The sequence below is a fragment of the Desulfovibrio sp. UIB00 genome (assembly GCF_022508225.1).
Classification (GTDB): Bacteria; Desulfobacterota; Desulfovibrionia; order Desulfovibrionales; family Desulfovibrionaceae; genus Desulfovibrio.
The window spans coordinates 292,278-310,841 of sequence record NZ_JAETXJ010000003.1 but is presented as its reverse complement, the minus strand read 5'-3'; the positions used below and the strand labels follow the sequence as shown (position 1 = coordinate 310,841).

15 protein-coding genes are annotated in these 18,564 nt (G+C 56.5%); 10 read left to right on the top strand and 5 right to left on the bottom strand.

The window, feature by feature from the left end:
* Window positions 1-182 precede the first annotated feature (182 nt).
* The 3 genes from JMF94_RS06925 (at window position 183) to JMF94_RS06915 (ending at window position 7,233) form a co-directional block, all read left to right on the top strand.
* Window positions 183-1,874 carry a bacteriohemerythrin gene (locus JMF94_RS06925; protein WP_240824427.1) on the top strand — a complete coding sequence of 564 codons (1,692 nt, stop codon included), beginning with the start codon at window positions 183-185 and terminating at the stop codon, window positions 1,872-1,874.
* Window positions 1,875-2,208: 334 nt separating this feature from the next.
* The gene (locus JMF94_RS06920) at window positions 2,209-3,651 is read left to right on the top strand and encodes a diguanylate cyclase (RefSeq protein ID WP_240824426.1); all 1,443 of its coding nucleotides are present in this window, start codon (window positions 2,209-2,211) and stop codon (window positions 3,649-3,651) included.
* Between the two features lie 246 nt (window positions 3,652-3,897).
* Entirely contained in the window at window positions 3,898-7,233 is a 3,336-nt protein-coding gene (locus tag JMF94_RS06915; RefSeq protein WP_240824425.1) for an EAL domain-containing protein, read from the top strand.
* A 145-nt stretch (window positions 7,234-7,378) separates the two neighbouring features.
* On the opposite strand, the gene JMF94_RS06910 is transcribed toward JMF94_RS06915, so the two are convergent.
* Genes JMF94_RS06910 through JMF94_RS06895 form a run of 4 tightly spaced genes read right to left on the bottom strand, consistent with a single transcriptional unit; the run spans window position 7,379 to window position 11,899 of the window.
* Window positions 7,379-8,203 (bottom strand): lysophospholipid acyltransferase family protein, encoded by an 825-nt coding sequence (locus tag JMF94_RS06910; RefSeq protein ID WP_240824424.1) that lies wholly within the window; start codon window positions 8,201-8,203, stop codon window positions 7,379-7,381.
* A 2-nt stretch (window positions 8,204-8,205) separates the two neighbouring features.
* Complete coding sequence (locus tag JMF94_RS06905) at window positions 8,206-9,429, bottom strand: replication-associated recombination protein A (protein WP_240824423.1); 1,224 nt, start codon at window positions 9,427-9,429, stop codon at window positions 8,206-8,208.
* Window positions 9,426-10,184 (bottom strand): 16S rRNA (uracil(1498)-N(3))-methyltransferase, encoded by a 759-nt coding sequence (locus tag JMF94_RS06900; RefSeq protein ID WP_240824422.1) that lies wholly within the window; start codon window positions 10,182-10,184, stop codon window positions 9,426-9,428. The genes JMF94_RS06905 and JMF94_RS06900 overlap by 4 nt, the downstream gene beginning before the upstream one ends.
* On the bottom strand, window positions 10,181-11,899 hold the full coding sequence (locus JMF94_RS06895; protein WP_192111875.1) for a hypothetical protein: 1,719 nt from the start codon (window positions 11,897-11,899) through the stop codon (window positions 10,181-10,183). Before JMF94_RS06895 ends, JMF94_RS06900 begins: the two co-directional genes overlap by 4 nt.
* Window positions 11,900-12,174: 275 nt before the next feature.
* Between JMF94_RS06895 and JMF94_RS06890 the strand changes: the two genes are divergently transcribed.
* From JMF94_RS06890 to JMF94_RS06880, 3 genes are all read left to right on the top strand, one after another.
* Complete coding sequence (locus JMF94_RS06890; RefSeq protein ID WP_022659407.1) at window positions 12,175-13,212, top strand: GAF domain-containing protein; 1,038 nt, start codon at window positions 12,175-12,177, stop codon at window positions 13,210-13,212.
* A 3-nt stretch (window positions 13,213-13,215) separates the two neighbouring features.
* On the top strand, window positions 13,216-14,241 hold the full coding sequence (locus JMF94_RS06885; protein ID WP_022659408.1) for a rod shape-determining protein: 1,026 nt from the start codon (window positions 13,216-13,218) through the stop codon (window positions 14,239-14,241).
* 120 nt (window positions 14,242-14,361) lie between these two features.
* The gene (locus JMF94_RS06880) at window positions 14,362-15,150 is read left to right on the top strand and encodes an inositol monophosphatase (protein WP_240824421.1); all 789 of its coding nucleotides are present in this window, start codon (window positions 14,362-14,364) and stop codon (window positions 15,148-15,150) included.
* Between the two features lie 83 nt (window positions 15,151-15,233).
* Here JMF94_RS06880 and JMF94_RS06875 read toward each other — a convergent pair whose 3' ends face one another.
* Window positions 15,234-15,749 carry an NUDIX hydrolase gene (locus JMF94_RS06875; protein ID WP_240824420.1) on the bottom strand — a complete coding sequence of 172 codons (516 nt, stop codon included), beginning with the start codon at window positions 15,747-15,749 and terminating at the stop codon, window positions 15,234-15,236.
* On the opposite strand from JMF94_RS06875, the gene rimI reads away from it, so the two are divergent.
* The 4 genes from rimI (at window position 15,748) to JMF94_RS06855 (ending at window position 18,553) form a co-directional block, all read left to right on the top strand.
* Window positions 15,748-16,206: a ribosomal protein S18-alanine N-acetyltransferase gene (gene rimI / locus JMF94_RS06870; RefSeq protein WP_240824419.1), complete on the top strand. Its 459-nt coding sequence runs from the start codon at window positions 15,748-15,750 to the stop codon at window positions 16,204-16,206. The two genes, JMF94_RS06875 and rimI, sit on opposite strands and share 2 nt — an antisense overlap.
* Before the next feature lie 14 nt (window positions 16,207-16,220).
* On the top strand, window positions 16,221-16,985 hold the full coding sequence (gene tpiA, locus JMF94_RS06865) for a triose-phosphate isomerase (protein WP_240824418.1): 765 nt from the start codon (window positions 16,221-16,223) through the stop codon (window positions 16,983-16,985).
* A 51-nt stretch (window positions 16,986-17,036) separates the two neighbouring features.
* Window positions 17,037-17,420, top strand: a complete 384-nt coding sequence (secG, locus tag JMF94_RS06860; RefSeq protein WP_209819245.1) for a preprotein translocase subunit SecG — start codon at window positions 17,037-17,039, stop codon at window positions 17,418-17,420.
* Between the two features lie 80 nt (window positions 17,421-17,500).
* Window positions 17,501-18,553: a Smr/MutS family protein gene (locus JMF94_RS06855; RefSeq protein WP_240824417.1), complete on the top strand. Its 1,053-nt coding sequence runs from the start codon at window positions 17,501-17,503 to the stop codon at window positions 18,551-18,553.
* Window positions 18,554-18,564: the final 11 nt, after the last annotated feature.

The following is an 18,564-nucleotide window of genomic DNA, read 5'->3' as shown; positions in this document are numbered from 1 at the left end:
TCGCACGTGCTGCCGTCCCAATTGAGGGCAGACTCATAAATGTAACATTTTTTTAAATTTGGCGCTATTGGTGCGGCTTGTAATGTCCGATAAACGATAATATGATCGTTCTGCTTGGTTTACTGAGAGGCTGTTTTTTTAACCTCGGGCACAATTATCCGTTTTCCGACAAGGGTGGGTTTATGGTTTTTATTTCCCATGCGTTTGCTTTTGCCATGCTGGTTATTTTCGCGGTTGTTGGAAAAATTGACGGATTGTTGTGGCTTGCCTTGGGCGGCGTGGCTGCCTGCCTGGTGGTTGATGCAATTATATGGCTACGCGCCCTGGCTGAGGCCAGGCAAATGCGCGAGCAGATGGATGAGGTCGCCAGCCGCGCTGGCGAATCCGGCGGCGCAAATAATCTGGAACGCCTTGCCTATTGCCTTGGGCGGCTGCGTTCGACGGAAGATAATCTGGCTGCCGAGCGGCAACGCACTGCCGGGCTTGAAGGCAACAATGCGGCGCTTCAGGCAAAGCTGCAAGCGGCGCAGGCCGAAAATGCGGCCTTGGTTGAGAAATTTGAAAAGGGCGATGCCGTGCTGCACAAGGCGCATACTGTTTGCGCCAAACTCTCTGCCGAAGCACAGAACCTCGCAACTCTGGTTACAGAAGTGAACCAGGGGGTTGCCGTGCAGCGCGACCGCCTGAACGAAACCGGCGGCGCTATGGATACGGTCTCTCAGGGTGCTCACGAATCATCCATGCGTGTGCGCGAGATTTCGGAAAACGCGCAAACGGCCAGCGGCAGCGCATCTGCGAGCAAGGAGCAGGTTGACGGCGCTGTTAGTTCCATTGAGCAACTCAAAAATACCATTGTGCAGCTCAAGGAAGCCATGGCGGGGCTTGGAGAAAAAGCCAGTAATATCGGCAAGGTGATGGCTGTCATCAATGAAGTTGCCGACCAGACCAACCTGCTGGCCCTTAACGCAGCCATTGAGGCAGCGCGGGCTGGCGAGGCCGGGCGCGGTTTTGCCGTTGTGGCCGACGAAGTGCGCAAACTTGCGGAAAAAACCATGGGAGCCACGCGGGAAGTTGAAGACGCCGTAAAGGCCATTCAGCATGAGGCCCACCGCAATGCCGAAACAGTGGATGCCGCCGCGCGCCTCAGCCTTGAAGGCGCCAGTTCCGCCTCTGTGGCTGGCGAGCGCATGCGCGAAATTCTGGAGACCATGTCCGGTACAGCCCTGCATTTGCAGGCTGTGGCCGCCACCGCCGGAGTGCAGTCGGAAAATATTGAAGACGCCAATAAAGCCCTGGACGAAATCCGCATAGTGGCGGAGCAGACCTCCGGCAATATGAAGGTGTTTACTGCTGCACTGCTGGCATTTCAGGGCGGCATGGAAGAACTGGACATGATTGTAGGCGCTCTGGCAAGCGGCGACTATGATCGTGCATCTTCAAGCAAGTTTGTGCAGTGGACGCGTAATATGGATCTTGGCATAAATGATATAGACAGCCAGCATCGCCTGCTTGTTGACTATATTAACGAGCTGCACAGCGCCATGACCAATAACAGCAGCGCGCAAGAGATGCTTGGCATTCTGCGCAAGCTCCGTGACTACACAAGTACTCACTTCAGGGATGAAGAAAAGCACTTTGTTCACACCGATTACCCTTCCATCAAGGAACATCTTCAGATTCACCGCGACTTTGAGGCCAAGGTCAATGAGGTGGAGCAGGGCCTCAAGCAGGGAACAATAACCCTGAGCATGGATCTGCTGTCCTTCCTAAAAGACTGGCTTGTGGAGCACATTATGGGCATGGATGCGCAGTACGCGCCCTATGTCAAAAAAGCTGCCAGGCTTGGCACGACCCGCAAGGGGAGAGTTGCCTGATTCCATTTTTTCGCCAGTTTGTTAACGGCCCGTTCCGGCCTGAAAGCGCAGTAGTATGCGGTTTCAGGCCGGAACGGGTTTTTTTGTATGGCGCGGCAGTCACAGGTTGTTTCGTTCCCCTGCGTACGGTCTTCAGGTTTTGGAGAATATGCGTGGATCCCCATTCCACCATTGCAGGACTGGAGAAAATCATTCATATGCAGATTATGAAATGATGGTTTTGCCGTGACGGATCGGCCGCACGTACTGCTTTGATTCGCACGCTTTTATGGCTGAGCATGCCAGCGGTCTTGCTTTTGCAAAAAGTGACAAGAGTTCAAGTCTGGGGGAATGGATGCCTATCCAACGAGCCAACGCGACCAAACGCACCATCAAATTATTGTGTAGCGGGCTTGTCTGGCTCATTTTGCAGGCATTGCCGGGTGGGGCATGCGCGTTTGATACGGCTATCGCTCATATTGGTGATGTGAGCCTCACCCCTACCGAACAGACCTACCTGCGCGAACATAAAAAAGTTACCCTGTGCGTTGACCCTGACTGGGTTCCCTATGAGCAGATAGACGCATCGGGCAAACACGTGGGCATTGCAGCCGATCTTCTGGCGCTGGTTGCAGACAGAACCGGCCTTGAGTTTGAACTGGTGCGCACCGCCGACTGGAATGAAAGCCTGGCTTTTTCCAAAAGCGGGCAGTGCAAGGTGCTGAGTTTTCTCAATCAGACCACAGAACGTAGCGAATGGCTTATCTTTACCTCGCCCCTGTTCAGTGACCCCAACGTGTTCATAACCCGCGAAGAACATCATTATATTTCTGATCCTGCAGCGCTTGAGCACGAATCCATCGTCTTTCCCGAAGGCACTGCAATGGAAGGTCTGATCAGGGAGCGCTATCCCAATCTTGAGATCAAGCTTGTGCGGTCAGAGGATGAGGCCATGAAAATGGTCTCAAGCCGCCGCAGCTCCATGACCATGCGTTCCCTGATGGTGGCCGCCTACACCATACGCAAAAATGGGCTGTTCAATCTGAAAATTGCCGGGCAATTGCCCATGTACATGAACCACCTGCGCATTGGCGTAAGCAAAAGTGATGTCACCCTGCGCAATATTCTGGACAAGGGCGTGATGTCCATAACACCGCAGGAACGGGGAAGGGTGGTAAATCAGCACATTTCCATCAATGTGCAGTCAGCCATCAACCCCATGTGGTTTCTTTTTGGCGGCGGGATAGGCGCTGTCATTGCCCTGCTCTGGGGTTACTGGACGTACCGGCTGCGACGGCTGAATGCAGTGCTGCTACATATTTCAAATACCGACAAGCTCACAGGCCTTGCCAACCGGCAAAAACTTTCTGGCGATATGGCCGAGGCCATGCTGCGTGCGCACCAGCGGGAAGTTCCTCTTTCCGTGCTGTTGCTGGATGTGGACAACTTCAAAAATGTCAACGATACCTTTGGGCATCTTGCTGGTGACGCAGTGTTGCAGGCCCTGAGCGCCCTGGCTGTCGATGTGATGCGCCCACAGGATATTGCCGGGCGTTGGGGTGGGGAGGAGTTTCTTGTGCTTTTGCCTGAAACAGGCGCCAATGAAGCCGGAGAAATTGCAGAAAAGCTCCGCCGCCGGATTGAAGAGTTCAGCTTTGCAGACGGCCTGCACTGTACAGTGAGCATTGGCCTTGCAGAAATGCGCCCCTATGATACCCAGGACAGCCTGATCCACAGGGCGGACACTGCGCTTTACCATGCAAAAAGAATGGGGAAAAACAGAGTTTCAGTGGGTTGATTTCTTGAGCATTTAAGGTGTTAAACTGCGTAATTATGCCATACCAGTTTATAATATCGGGTCATGAACTTGCTTGGAACAAAGATTTGGAGTAGGTTTATTGCTATAGGTTTTTAATTTTCATATTTCCGTAACAGCCTCTTGTCGTTCACTTTTTTTGAATACTGCATGGTCTCCTTTGCCTCCACTTGCTGCCAGCTGTTCTGTTTCTTGGGAGTTGACGCATTCTGCCGATGCGGGGTTCATATGACTGCTTCCCAGCCAAACCTTCGTTCAGAGTCTGAACGCAGCAAATCATCCCGGCTGCATTCCCGCAAGCAGCTATGGGTCATTGCCGCAATCAATTTGCTTGTTCTGGGCATTATCATTTTTGCCCTTGTAGGCAGCAGGCAGCAGGAACTCGACAAAGCCTCCAACACGCTTGAAAGTGTTTCCCGATCCATTGATGATGTTCTTTCCTGGCGTTTTGAGAAAATCAATCTTGCCCTGCTGGGCGCAGTTGATGAAGCGCAACAGCAGGCACTGAGCGGCGATGTCTCCTGGGAACGTTTTGAAACATACGGTAAAAATCTTGATGAGCGCTTGCCGGACACCCTTGGCTTTTTGCTGACAAATACGCAGGGGCGGGTAGTGTACGCTTCTCCCCGCGCGCTTTCTGGCGAGATGTCCATCACCAACGCCGACCACTTTGTTCAGCTGCGCAATAATCCTTCCCCCGGGCTTGTTATTTCCCACCCATTTTACAGCCAGTTGTGGACGCGCCCCATCATTGTGCTTTCCATGCGCTATTTGTTGCCCGACGGTTCGTTTGGCGGCGTTGTGGCCTGCGCTGTCTCCATCGATATGTTTTCGGACATCATGGCTTCAGCCGTCATTGTGGGCACAAGCGCCGTGGCCACCCTGTGGGACAAAAAGCTTGGTCTTGTCACGCAGTACCCGCGCGGACGTTTCTGGCTTGACGCCAAGCCATCGCCCCCGTTGCGAAAACTTATTGAACACGATGCCGCCCCAAGCGTCTACCAGCACAGGCGTGCAGATTTTGGCGATAAAAAAAGGATCGCGTTTTATCGCAAGCTTCGCCAATGGCCTCTGTATCTTTCTATTGGCCTGTATGAGCAGGCCGTACTTGCCAAATGGCGGCAGGACATTATTTCACTGGGTTTATTATGGATAGTCTGCGTGTTTATTTCATTCTGGAGCGGCATGAGCTACACCCGTCAGCTCAAGGCACTTGAATTGGGCGAAAAACGCTACAAGGGCCTTTTTGACAATATGCAGGCAGGCATGGCCCTGTGCGAGCCGGTCTTTGCGCCAGATGGAAAAATTTGCGACTTCAAACTGGTTGAGATCAACCAGGCCTACTGCGACGTATTCAAGGCGGAGCGGGAAGATGTTATCGGCAAAACACTGCTGCAAAGAATCAGCCCCAAAACCAGCGAAACAGCCCGTTGGGTGAATCCGCTCATAATCACTGCGGAAACCGGTGAACCGTCTCATTTTGAATTTTACCTTGCTGGCAACAACCTGTGGGCAGATATTGTTGCCTATCGCTCAGAAGATGGAATCATAGCATTTCTGTGTACGGATATAAGTGAAAGAAAGTTTGCTCAGGCGCGGGCAAACCGTATTTCACAAATGTACGCGGCGCTCAGCAGATGCAATCAGGCCATTGTGCGCTGCTCTGGCAGAAACGACCTTTTTGCAGAGGTCTGCCGGGCTGCTGTGGAAGCTGGCGGCATGAAGGGAGCCTGGATAGGCCTTGTTGAAAAGCAGACAGGCAACGTGCAGCCCGTTGCGTCATTTGGCCTGAGCAATGCCGATCTGCAAAAGCTTGACATATCTGTATGGGCGTCTGACCCCAAAGGGTCCGGGCCAACTGGCTGCGCAATCCGAAACAACGAATCTGTCTGGTCAGACGACACCACAACTGACCCCAGGCTTGCGCCCTGGTGGCAGCTTGTGCGCAAAACGGGTTTTCTTTCTGTTGGGGCGCTCCCCTTGCGCCAACGGGGAGAAGTTGTTGGAAATTTGACACTCTACACCAACGATGCCGGAACCTTTGATGCAGAGGTGCGCGAACTCTTGGGGGAAATGGCCCTGAACGTCAGTTTTGCGCTGGATAATTTTACCTGGGAGGAGGAGCGTCGCCGCAACGAAGCCCGCATCAATGAGCTGGCCTACTACGATCAACTGACCGGTCTTGCCAACCGCCCCCTGCTTACGGACCGCATCCGGCAGGCAGTTGCGGTTGGCATGCGCACGGACAAGCTCAGCGCGATGCTGTTTATTGACCTCGACCGGTTTAAGACGATCAACGACACGCTTGGTCACGCACACGGAGACAATCTGCTCAAGCAGGTCGGGCAGCGCCTGCTTGCCATTGTTCCAGCAGACGACACTGTGGCGCGCTTTGGCGGCGACGAATTTGTTTTGTTATTGCACGGTCTGTCGGGTAACAGCGAGGAGGCGGCTGAGGCCGTGGCGCTTGTCTGCCGCAAAATTCTCACTGCCGTGCGCGAGCCAATTATTGTGGAGGGCATTACCTGCAACTGCACAGCCAGTATCGGCGTCGCCCTGTTCGGCAAGCAGAGCATCACTCCGGATGAATTGCTCAAGCAGGCGGACCTTGCCATGTATCAGGCTAAAGATGCCGGGAGAAATACCGTGCGTTTTTTTGATCCGGCCATGCAGCAAACCGTCATGGAGCGCATAGAGCTTGAGCGGGATCTTGAGGAAGCCATACGCCTTGAGCAGTTTGTGCTGTATTATCAGCCTCTGATCAGCGTGGATGACACTGTGTTTGGCGCAGAAGCGCTGATTCGCTGGCAACACCCCAAACGTGGTATTGTGCCGCCTGCCGATTTTATTCCCCTTGCGGAAGAAAACGGCATGATTGCCCGCATAGGGGCATGGGTGGTGCGGGAGGCATGCAGCCAGCTTGGGCGCTGGGCTGAGATACCCGAGTTCTCAAATCTGACAATTGCCATCAACGTAAGCGCCCGCCAGTTTCGTGAAAGTGATTTTGTACGAGATGTTACGGCAGCGGTGCGGCAAACTGGCATTGACCCCGGTCTATTGAAGCTGGAACTGACCGAAAGTCAGCTGGCCGTGAACATGCAGGAAATCATAGCGTCCATGGTCAAGCTGAGCAATCTGGGCATCCGGTTTTCGCTGGATGACTTTGGTACGGGCTATTCGTCCATGACGTATCTCAAGCTGCTCCCGCTGGATCAGCTCAAGATTGACCGTTCTTTCATTCGCGATCTGCTCACAGACCCCAACGATGCCGCCATCGCCAGCATTATCATCGCGCTTTCGCAAAGCCTTGGTTTAACCACCGTGGCCGAGGGCGTGGAAAACCGCGAGCAGAAAAGGGCACTGCTGAATATGGGCTGCACGTTGTTTCAGGGGTACCTGTTCAGCGTGCCGCTGGCGGTGAAGGACTTTGAGCGGTATCTGGCGCTCAGAAATGCAGCGACAGCCGCAGATGGGCATGACAATCAGGCCGAACAACCGGAGAGCGCTGAGCAGACCGACAGTGCTGAACAGGCAGCAGCGGACGAGGGCAGAGGAACCGCCTGAGCTGGGTGAAAACTTTGGGGAGGGCAAAGTGCAGGCCTGCTGAGCGCTTAGACATGCCTGAAAAAAACTGAGTGCTTCCCAAAACAAGGGCGGGGTAAACCCCGCCCTTGATCGTTATATCCGCAAAATATCCACAAAAATTCGGCTACTCGTTGATGCCGTCCTGTTGCTGCCATTTGCCGAGGTGGCTTTCAATATGCTGACATATTGCCGCCTGTTCTTCCTTGCCTTGCCCGGCAATGGTGAGGGGGCTTGCAAAGGTGTAGCGTATGGTCAGGCCGGGTTTGACCGGGCCAAGTTCCTTGATTTTTTTGCCCTGTCCCCAGGCATCGGTCTTGAGGGCCAGCGGCACAATGGGCACTCCGGCTTTTTTGGCCAGCTTGACGCCGATGGAGTTGAACTGCTGAGGATTAAATTCGCGCGAGCGGGTGTGCTGCGGAAACACAATGATCGAAATGCCTTTTTTCAGGCGCTCCAGCCCGCCGTTCAGTACTGCTGTGAGGTCTTCACGCGGATTTGTGCGCCCAACCACGATGGGGTCGCGCGAGCACATCACCGGGCCAAAAAGCGGCATGGTGGTGAGGCTTTTTTTGACCACAAAAGTCACCTGGCGGCGGGGCCGGATCATGGCTGGAAGCATGAATGTTTCCAGCGTGCTCATGTGGTTGGCCACAAACAGGCAGGGGCCGTCCACAGCTTCAATAGCGTCCATGCCCTCAATCTGGATGGGGCAGCCCATGCGCTCCACAAGGTCTGCCACCCACGCGCTGGCATATACCCAGGCGGCATCGTCGCACTGCCCCTTGGAAGCTCTGGAGCACAGCCAGCGCACCGGGCCGAGAAACAGGCGGCTGTAAAAGCTGAGCGAGGGCAGCATACGGCTGAAAAAACCCGCACTGGCAGGTTGACTGCTGTATGTGTCGCCCGTGAGAAACTTGGCTTCAAAAGCGCCGTCAACAAAGGGGTTCATGCCTATTCGTCCGTTTTTTTGATTTTATGCAGTTTGCGCCACCACTGGCTGAGTCGTGGCTCTTCGCCATTTTCGCGCGGCTGGTAGAACCTGCGGCCTTCCAGTTCTGTCGGCAGATATGACTGCTCGATCCACGATTCCGGGTAATTGTGGGGATACTTGTATTCCTTGCCGTAGCCCCATTCCTTGTGCAACTGGGTAGAAGGATTGCGCAGATGCAGCGGCACCGGGCGCGCTCCGTTAAGTTTGACCTCGCGGGCGGCGTTGAGATAGGCCGCGTAGGAGGTATTGCTCTTTTTGGCAAGAGCCAGATAGGTGACGGTTTCCGCCAGCGGAATGAACCCTTCCGGCATGCCCACAAATTCCACGGCCTGCTGGCAGGCCACAGCCAGCCCCAGCGCGTCCGGGTCGGCCAGCCCCACATCCTCGGAGGCGGAAAGTATCAGGCGGCGGCATACAAAGCGCGGGTCTTCGCCGCCTTCAAGCAGGCAGGCCAGATAGTACAGGGCCGCATCCACATCACTGCCGCGAATGGACTTGATGAGCGCCGAGGCCAGTTCATAGTGGTTATCGCCGTCCTTGTCGTGCCGGATAAGCACTTCGGGCAGCGCCGCCTTGATATGCTCCAGATCGCGCCGGTCTTCCGGCAGAGCGCCAACATACTCCACAAGATTCAGCAGGGTGCGGGCATCACCGTGTGAAACCCCGGCCAGCAGGTCGGCCACATCATCGGTCATTTCAAGCTGCAGGTCTTTTGCGCCGCGCCGGGCAAGCTCCATAAGCTCAGGGCGGCCCAGGGGACGCAGCCGCAGCACATGCAGGCGCGAAAGCAACTGGCGCGTGACGCTGAACGAGGGGTTTTCCGTGGTTGTGGCAAGCAGGGTCAGTTCGCCCGATTCCACCAGCGGCAAAAAAAAGTCCTGCTGCGCCTTGGAAAATCGGTGCAGTTCGTCCAGCACAAGAATTTCCACACCCGTCAGCGAGCGCCGCAGATGCTGCAAGCCAGCCTCGGGCGCGCTCAAACGCAGATAGGGCTTGCCGGATGATTTAGCCAGCAGCAGGGCCAGGGTTGATTTGCCGCAGCCGGGCGGGCCGAAAAAAAGCAGGCTGGGCAAACGCCCGGACTTCATAAGTGAGCGCAGGCGGTCGCCAAGATGGGTCTGACCCAGAAAAAGCGCCAGATCATCAGGCCGCATGCGCTCCGGCAGCGGCTTGCTTACGGTCACTTTCCGCTCCCTTGGGTGGCATCGGCCTTGCCGCCAAGCTGCGAACCCCACCAGTGCAGGCCAAGGCAGAGCGTTGCGGCGGTTTCACAGCGCAATACGCGCGCGCCAAGGCTCACGGCGGTAAAGTGGGCGGCTTCCAGGGCTGCCAGCTCCCTTTGTGAAAAGCCGCCTTCGGGGCCGATCACGTAGACGGTAAGGCCGGGCTGACCCGCCATTTCCGGGGTGAGCATATGCACGCCGTCCTGAAGTTCCCAGGGCAGAATACGGTGGTCAGCAGTGTGCGAAAGATGGATGAGTTGATCCACGCCGCCCGAGAGGGCGCGTACTTCTGGCAGCCATGGGTTGCCGCTCTGCTTTGCCCCGGCGATCATCTGCCCAAGGCATGCTTCTTCTGCGGCGGCAGAAAGTTTGCCCTGGCTGTGATCGCCCTGCCACAGCCATACGCCATGCGCGCCAAGCTCCACGGCCTTTTCCATAAAAAAGCCGCGCCGCACGGCCTTGCTGTAGGCCAGCGCCACAATGGCCCGCGAATGCGGAGCCGGGGTGACAGTTTCAGAAACGCGCTGGAGCTGCACGTTTTTTTTGCCCACCTTGCAGACCACAAATATGCCCGAGCGGCCCCGGCCATCCAGAAGCCCCACTTCGGTGCCGGGTTCCGCGCGCAGAACCTGCCCCAGATGCCGGGCTTCCTGCCCTTCAAGAAGAGGTGTATCGCCCCAGAGTTCAGGGGCCAGATAAAAAAACGGTACGCTCATGCCACCACGTTTTCCTTGCCGCTGCGCGCCTTGCGCACAGCCTTGAAACCGTCCTGCAATGAAACAAGACGTCTGTAATTTTTACGAATTTCCTGACCGGCCGGGGTAAGGGTATCTTCCGGCGGTTCAACGTATTTGCGTTGCAGATAACTGTCGCGCAGGATTCTTTCCACACAGTCGATGACGGCGTCAACCAGGCCGGGGAAGAAGCTGACGATTTCAAACTTCAGCTCGTTGAGCAGGTTCAGGGCCTCCCGGAACATCTGCTGGTAGGTGATGCGCGCACCCTTGAAGGTGCGCTGGCAGAGGTCTTCCAGTATGCGCACGCGCCGGGCCTGTTGGATGTAGCTGAACCGGGTGCAGACTTCCTGATACAGTTCGCGCAGGTTTTCAAAGGCCTCGTCATTGTCTGGCGAAAAGAGGTAGTTGGTCAACACCTTGCTTACATTGGAGAAAAATTCGTCACTGTAGCTGATCATGCGCCGCTGATGCTTGGTCAGCCAGCTATAGAGGAACTTGAGCCGCTTTTCGTGCGTGCCAGTGTTTTCCACCACCTCGGTGCGCTTGTAAATGATGCGCCCCGTGTATTCGCCGCGCACAATGTCGTTGAGGCGCAGGAACATGTTGGAGGTGTCCTTGATGATATTAAGACCGGTGAGCGCTTCACCCGTGATGGGGTGCAGCACCTCCTGCGCCACCACGGAGAGGGCGCGGTCCTGCCGCACGTTGCTGGCGTCAAAGGTGTGCTGGCGGTATTTGATGCGCAAAATGACCACCCGGCGCGGCTTGTCCAAAAAAAACCCATCACGGTCAATGGCGCTCAATGCTTCGTCCTGATCGGCGTCCACAGCCACAAGGGCCACTTTTTCCAGCAGGGGATAGCGCGTGTTCTCACCATTGGCCATGTAGGTGGTGATGGTTCTGTCCGTCTGCCCCAGCACGCGCAGCAAAAAGCGCTCGCCCATCTTGTGCAGCTTGCGGGCAAAAAGCGCGCTCGAGGTGCGGCGTTCTGAAACAATGGGGAAGCCGTAAAGCTCCATGAGGTACTGGTACACAAACATGCGGTTGCGTTCGTAAATATCGCTGTCGCCGTACACGAACTTGCCGATGCGGATGCCAAAGCGCTTCAGTTCACTGTCGATATCCGACGGAAAGGAGGCGAATATTCCGGCCAGATGAAACTGCTTGTCAGCGCCCCAGGCCAGCACGTGCGCCCTGTCCATGCTGAGCAGGTAGGGCATGAGGGCCGGGTATGTTTCAAGCACAACCGTGTCGGTCGAGCGGAACTGCTGGCGAAAAATATCCTGATGCACGCGCGGCAGCCGCGAGGCCAGAGTTTGCAGGTTCTGCACCATGACCTGATTTTCCAGGGGGCAGCATGCGCCGTCGCCTTCGGTAATTACGGGGTGCAGGCGATCGAACTGAAAAATTTCTGAAAAATAGTCAAGCTGGCGGGCAAAGGCCACCATGGCAAAGCCGGGCAGCTCTTTGTATTCAAACATGTCGTTGTCAAACGAGGGCAAAAGCTCGCGCGCTTCCACAAGAGGGTAGTTCTTGTTTTCCTGATAGGGTTTGACAAGACACAGGCGGATATGCACGGCATCAAGCATTTTCTTGAGCTGCGGCAGGTCGCTTACGGCAATCGAAGAGGACAACTGGGTAGCGTCCTGCCAGGGCAGACCGTCCTTGCTGAATACCTCTTGCCATTTAATCATCCGTACATCCCTTATAGAAATTTGTTATTTACTACCTGCTTTTCAGAATATTTTCCAGTGGGAATGATGCAGGTTCCCCGAAAAACGGCATCAACCGGGCCTGCCAAGCTTGATGTAAGCGGGTGCAGGCGCTGCCTGCCAAGGGCTCGGCACCGGAACAATGAGCACAAGCAGCGCAAAAGAAGTTGCGGCGGCGCATGCCCTTTGCTACAAGAAATGCGTTACCCGAGAGCCGTCACGCCTGTGGGCGGCATCACCATCAACCCCATGTGCCCATGACCGCCAACTCTGTTGAAAAGCATATTCTGAGCATCGTTTGCAGCGTTTTTGACGCTTATTCCGTAGTCCTTTTTCTGCCTGACGAAGAAGGCGAAGCGCACCACCTTGCAGCTGCCTTCAGCCTGGGGGAAAGGATAGCGTCCAACGCATCGGTGCTGCCCGGCAAGGGCCTTGTCGGCTGGATTGTTCGCAACCGGCAACCTCTGCTTGTGCCGAATTTTGACCAGCGCCAGAGCAACCTTGGCTACTACACCGGCGGCGAAGAGGCCAACATCAAGGCCTTTATGGGCTGCCCCGTGCCCACTGGCGGCGCGCTCTGCGTTGACAGCAAGCGGCAGTACTCTTTTTCAGACAAAGACCACAAGATCCTGCAAATGTTCGCAGAGCTTATTTCGCGCCAGCAGGGTTCCACCGGACGGCAGGAGCTTGCGGGGGATATTCCGCGTTATTTTGCGGAATTGTCCGTTATTCAGGATCTGCGCTTTCGTTACAAGCGCTGGCCCCAGTTTTTGCAAAACTATCTGCGCATCATGGTTGAAGCCACGGGCTTTGACTACTGCGCCTTTGCCTCGGTGGACGAACCGGGCGAAACATATTGCGTTGAGAGCGAATCTGCCCGCCTGCTGCTGACCGGCGAAGAACCGCTTATCCTGCCCATGGGCAGCGGCATTACAGGCTGGGTTTTTCGCAACGATCAGCCAGTGATCGCCGAAGGCGTCGAGGGCGCGCCCGCCACGGTGCTGTTTGGCAAACTGCCGGATATGCCTGATTTTCAGGCTGCCATATGCATGCCGGTTATGGTCAACAAAAGCACGCGCGGCGTACTTTGCCTTGCGCACACCAATCCTCGCCAGATAGACGAATCCCTGCGCAGTTTTGTTCGTCAGTCTGTGGATCATCTGGCCCTGTTTCTGGAAAATCTGTATCTCAAAATGCGGCTCAGAACCATGTTGCCCAGAGCGCGGGTGCATAACGACGGCCCCCAGGCCTATGACCCCGACACCGCGCCCATTCCGCCAACAAAAGAATACTAACATATGATTCTACGGCGTTTCTTCAGATTCTTGTCCAAAGACATTGCCATGGATCTTGGCACAGCCAACACCCTGCTCTACACTAGGGCGGATGGCATTGTGATCAATGAACCATCGGTGGTGGCCATAGACACGCACAAGAATTCTGTTCTCGCCGTAGGCGCTTCAGCCAAGGAATATCTGGGGCGCACGCCCCAGCGCATCAAGGCCGTGCGTCCCATGAAGGACGGCGTCATCGCTGATTTCGACATCACCCGCGAAATGATCTCCTACTTTGTGCGCAAGGCCATTACCGGGCTGCGGCTGGTCAAGCCATCCATGGTTATCTGCATTCCAACGGGCATCACCCAGGTGGAAAAACGCGCGGTCATCGACTCGGCCATTCTGGCAGGCGCTGCCGATGTGGCCATGGTCGAGGAACCCATGGCGGCGGCGATCGGCGCTGACCTGCCCATTCATGAGCCTCTGGGTAATCTGGTGCTCGACATTGGCGGCGGCACAAGCGAGGTGGCTGTTATCACCATGGCGGGCATTGCCAACGCGCAGTCTGTGCGCGTGGCTGGCGATGCCATGAATATGGCCGTGCAACGCTACATGCGCGATGTTTTTCGCATGGAAGTTGGCGACAACACAGCGGAAAACGTGAAGAAGATTCTTGGTTCCGCCATGCCCATGCCCAATGCTCCGGTGCTCGAAGTTTCGGGCAAGGATCTGGTGCGCGGCGCGCCCCGCGTGGTCAAGGTGACGGAAGGGCATGTGCGCGAAGCTTTGCGCGAGCCCGTGCTGGCAATCCTTGGCGCAGTGATGCGCGCGCTGGAAAAAACACCGCCGGAACTGGCTGCGGATATTTACCGTAACGGCATGCTTATGGCTGGCGGCGGTTCGCTGCTCAAGGGGCTGGATCAGTTTATCGCCAGAGAAACGCGCCTCAAGGTTTTTGTGGACAAAGACCCACTGACCACCGTGCTGCGCGGCACGGCCCGTGCCATGCTTGACCGCCAATTGTACCATTCTGTCTTTATTAACTAGCTGCGCGCCAACCCGCTTGCCGAGAGGCCGTGACAATCCATTTTCTGAAAACTGTCTGCTGCGGGGTGGCCACCCTGCGGCATTTTGCGTTGCAGAACTCGCACGCGTAAAGGAAGCCCCATGTTTGCATCACAGGATATCTTGCAGGGATGTCTGGAAATTGTGCGCCAGAGCGGCGACATCGTGCGCGAGCACTGGGCAAAGCCCAGCAACGTACGCCACAAGGGCCGCATTGATCTGGTCACGCAGACAGATCTGGCGGTGGAAGCTTTTTTGAAGGAAAAACTGGCAAACCTTGTGCCCGGCGCCGCTTTTATGGCTGAGGAAAGCAGCGAGAGCGAGAAGGAACCGGACGGCCTGTGCTGGATCATCGATCCGGTGGACGGCACCACCAACTTTGTGCACCGCATCCCGCAGGTGGCTACTTCGGTAGCGCTGTGGAACAAGGATCATGTGGAACTTGGCGTGGTCAACATTCCCATGATGAACGAATGCTTCAGCGCGCAGCGCGGTCAGGGCGCGTACCTCAACGGTGCGCCGGTAAGCGTGAGCAAGGCTGAAAATCTTGGCGATGCGCTGGTGGCCACGGGCTTTCCCTATGACTTTAGCGGGCGGCTCGACAGAATACTGGAACGCCTCTCCCTTGTGCTGCCCAAAAGCCAGGGCCTGCGGCGCATCGGTGCGGCGGCGGTGGATATGGCCTATGTGGCCTGCGGCAGGCTGGATATGTTTTATGAAGAAGGGCTGAAACCCTGGGATTTTGCTGCTGGCTTGCTGCTGGTAAAAGAAGCCGGGGGCAAGGTAACCAATTTGCGCGGCGAGGCCTTGCATTTTGGTGATGTGCTCATGGCCTCCAATGGCCTGGTGCATCAGGAAGCTGTTGATCTGCTTGGCCCCACAGCCGTATAAGACAAAGCGCTGTATGGCCGCCCTTGGCGGCAGTTTTTTGCAACTGGCAGGCCGCGCGGGTAAATTGAGGCGTGCGGGCAAGGTCAGCGCGGGCGCACAAGGCCAGACTGCACCGCCTGCCGCAAAAAGGGCGAAAGCAGTTCGCCAAAGTGTACTCCAAGGCCCCGCAATTCATCATAATCGACCAGCATGTGCTGATCCGGGTCGCGCACGGCGGCGGCAGCCAGCGAGGAGGGCATGCGGCCCTCATACAGCGCCACAAAAGCATTAAAGTTGTCCGGCCCCGGTGGGGAAACGCCGAGCGGCAGTATGCGCCCTTCGTGGTTCCAATCGCTGTTAAACAGCTCCTGCGCCTTGTGCTCGCTTGATTGCCCGGCGGGCAGCCTCCCGAAGGACGAAAATCCCCAGCCAAGGCCAGGGCGGTGCGTCAGCAGGGCGCGCCCAAGCCGGTCGCGCACGAGCAGGCCCACTGCCCGGTGCCGCAGGTTCTGCCGCAGTATGTCCTCGCCGCGCATGATGCACAGGGGTATGTTGTTGTGGTCTACAACCTCCTGCAAGTCAGGAGTGTTGCCTAATAAAGGATAAAGGCTGATTTTCATGAATGCTTCCACAGTGCGGGACGAACGCCTTCAAATGCTTGGGCCGCAGCATGCCGCCGCCATGTACGAGATTGAGCGCCAGTGCTTTCCTCTGCCCTGGTCAGAAGAGCAGTGCGCTGCCGCCTTTGGGCAAAAGGCTTTTTCGGCACTGGGAATGTTTCGGCATGAGGCGCTGATTGGCTATATATCAGTATATCACACGCTGGATGAACTGGAAATACTCAATCTTGCAGTTTTGCCGGATGAACGTCGCAGAGGTTACGGACGGCGTATATTGGGCGTGGTCTTGCGCCTTGCGCGTAAAATGGCTATAAACAAAATCTTGCTTGAAGTCAGGGTGGGCAACAGGCCCGCTATTTGTCTGTATGAGAGTTGCGGTTTCAAGCGAGAGGGCGTGCGCAAAAAGTATTATACCGATACTGGCGAAGACGCGCTCATTTATCTTTGTTCCATCTGATCCTTGAGGACGCCATGCAAAAAATATTTGCCGCCAACTGGAAGATGTATAAAACCCGCGCTCAGGCTGCCCAAAGCGCAAGCGATCTGGCCAAAGGCCTCGGAAACATGCCTGCGGGGCAGGATGTGGTTGTTTTTGCACCCTTTACGTCCATAAGCTGCGTGTCAGACGCTTTCAAGGGCGTTGCGGCGCTTTCGGCGGGCGGACAGAACTGCTATCCCGCAGAAGAAGGGGCTTTTACGGGCGAAACTTCGCCCGCCATGCTGCTTGACGCTGGCGCAAGCTGGGTGCTGACCGGGCATTCCGAGCGGCGGCACATCATGGGCGAGGATGATGCCCTTGTAGCCCGCAAAACAATTTTTGCCCTTGAGCACGGCCTCAAGGTGCTGTTCTGCATTGGCGAAACACTTGACGAGCGCGAAGCTGGCAAGCTGAACACCGTGCTTGAGCGCCAGCTCGCCGCAGTTTTTTCGGCCATGCCCGAGAACCTGCGCGGAGCGGCCCTTGTGGGCAAGCTCGCCATTGGCTACGAGCCTGTGTGGGCCATTGGCACGGGCAAGGTTGCCGGGCCGGAAGAAGTGCTCGATGCCCACGCCGTCACGCGGGCCTTGCTGAAAAAACTTGTGGGTGAAACCGCAGACATGCTGCCCATTCTTTATGGCGGCAGCGTTAAGCCAAACAATGCCGCAGGGCTTATGGCCCTTGACAACGTGGACGGCCTTCTGGTAGGTGGAGCGTCTTTAGAAGCGCAAAGCTTCTTACAAATTATCGGGGCCTAACCCCACTTCGGGCGCGCCATCGGGCAGTGGCCGGACGGCGAGGAGGAATTCGTGCAGACTCTCATTCTTACGCTGCATATCATTGTGTGCGTGTTGCTGGTTATTCTTGTGCTGCTTCAGGCGGGCAAGGAAGGCATGGGCGTGATTTTTGGCGGTGGCAACAGCTCTGTGTTCGGCAGCGGCGGCGCAGGCGGCATTCTTGCCAAACTGACTGCCCTGATGGCCGTGATTTTTGTTATCACGTCGCTCAGCTACACCCTCGTGACCAGCTCGCGTCCTTCCAGTCAGTCTACGATTCTTGACGTGAAGATTGAAGAACCTGCTGCTCCCAGGCCCGCCGCCCCGGCTGTTAAGCCCGGTGCGGAAGCGACCCCGGCTCCTGTGGTGCCCGCTGCTCCTGCCGAGCAGAAGGCCCCGGCGCCTGCGGCTCAATAAGCGCAGCACCTGTTTTACTGCTAAAGCCGCGGCCTGTGCTGCGGCTTTTTTTATTCGCATACCTTATGAGTGGAGCCGTTATGTCTGACGCAGACGCCTTTGGGGCAAATCCGTTCCGCGCGCTCAATGCAAAAAAATTCCCCGAAAAGCAAAAAAACGGCGGCAATGAGCGCAAGCCTGCGCACCACGGGCAGGGCAAGGGCAAGCGCGTTATCGCGTCTGCTGGCACAACGCAGGCTGCTGACGTTTCGGATGAAGACTGCGATCTGTTTTTGAACGCCGTGAGCAGCGTGACCCCTGCCAAAAACAGCCGCAAGGCTGCAAATCCGGGTTTTTCGCTGGAAGAACGAGGCACCATGACCAGCATGGCAGATGCACTGGCTGAAGAACGCAGCAAGGGCAAAAAAACTGCGGTCAGAGGCGCAACAGCTGAAGCTGGCAAACCCAAGGGCGCATCTCCGGGAGCGGTCCAAATTTCGGGCGGTCAGGCCTCGTCTACTCCGGCGTGTTCTGGCAAGGCGGCTCCTGCCAGCGCCGCTGACCCCTCTCTGCATGAGGACGATGACGAAGCTGCGGCCTTTCTTGCCGCCATGGGCACGGTAAGCCCCCTCACTGGCGGCGGGCGTGATGTTGTTCCGGCTCCCGCCCCTGCAACGCCACCGCCTCACGGCGAGCTGAGCCTTCAGGATTTCATGGACGGCAAGCTGGAATTCGCGCTGACGTTCTCTGATGAATACCTCGAGGGTCATGTGGTCGGCCTTGACCAGATGATTCTGAACAAACTCCGTGCTGGCGGCCTCAGTCCGGAGGCCCATCTTGACCTGCACGGCCTCAATGCGATGCAGGCATTTGAAGCACTGCGCGGTTTTTTTAAGGGTAGCTGGTACAAGGGTCTGCGCACGGTGCTGGTGGTGCCGGGCCGTGGCCGTAATTCGCCTGACGGCATGGGGGTTCTGCGCGAAAAGCTGCAAAGCTGGCTGACACAGGATCCCTTCAAGCGTGTGGTGCTGGCCTTCTGCACAGCTCAGCCCCATGACGGCGGGCCGGGCAGCGTCTACGTGCTGCTGCGCAAGTATCGCAAAAAAGGCCGTATTTACTGGGAAAGAATGCCTGCGGATGCTGACCTGTACTAGGGCAGGTCATG

Excerpts from the sequence above, each read along its gene's own strand:
- JMF94_RS06925 (WP_240824427.1), top strand. The coding sequence starts at position 183 with ATGGTTTTTATTTCCCATGCGTTTGCTTTTGCCATGCTGGTTATTTTC.
- JMF94_RS06920 (WP_240824426.1), top strand. The coding sequence starts at position 2,209 with ATGCCTATCCAACGAGCCAACGCGACCAAACGCACCATCAAATTATTG.
- JMF94_RS06915 (WP_240824425.1), top strand. The coding sequence starts at position 3,898 with ATGACTGCTTCCCAGCCAAACCTTCGTTCAGAGTCTGAACGCAGCAAA.
- JMF94_RS06910 (WP_240824424.1), bottom strand. The coding sequence starts at position 8,203 with ATGAACCCCTTTGTTGACGGCGCTTTTGAAGCCAAGTTTCTCACGGGC.
- JMF94_RS06900 (WP_240824422.1), bottom strand. The coding sequence starts at position 10,184 with ATGAGCGTACCGTTTTTTTATCTGGCCCCTGAACTCTGGGGCGATACA.
- JMF94_RS06895 (WP_192111875.1), bottom strand. The coding sequence starts at position 11,899 with ATGATTAAATGGCAAGAGGTATTCAGCAAGGACGGTCTGCCCTGGCAG.
- JMF94_RS06890 (WP_022659407.1), top strand. The coding sequence starts at position 12,175 with ATGACCGCCAACTCTGTTGAAAAGCATATTCTGAGCATCGTTTGCAGC.
- JMF94_RS06885 (WP_022659408.1), top strand. The coding sequence starts at position 13,216 with ATGATTCTACGGCGTTTCTTCAGATTCTTGTCCAAAGACATTGCCATG.
- JMF94_RS06880 (WP_240824421.1), top strand. The coding sequence starts at position 14,362 with ATGTTTGCATCACAGGATATCTTGCAGGGATGTCTGGAAATTGTGCGC.
- rimI (WP_240824419.1), top strand. The coding sequence starts at position 15,748 with ATGAATGCTTCCACAGTGCGGGACGAACGCCTTCAAATGCTTGGGCCG.
- JMF94_RS06875 (WP_240824420.1), bottom strand. The coding sequence starts at position 15,749 with ATGAAAATCAGCCTTTATCCTTTATTAGGCAACACTCCTGACTTGCAG.
- tpiA (WP_240824418.1), top strand. The coding sequence starts at position 16,221 with ATGCAAAAAATATTTGCCGCCAACTGGAAGATGTATAAAACCCGCGCT.
- JMF94_RS06855 (WP_240824417.1), top strand. The coding sequence starts at position 17,501 with ATGTCTGACGCAGACGCCTTTGGGGCAAATCCGTTCCGCGCGCTCAAT.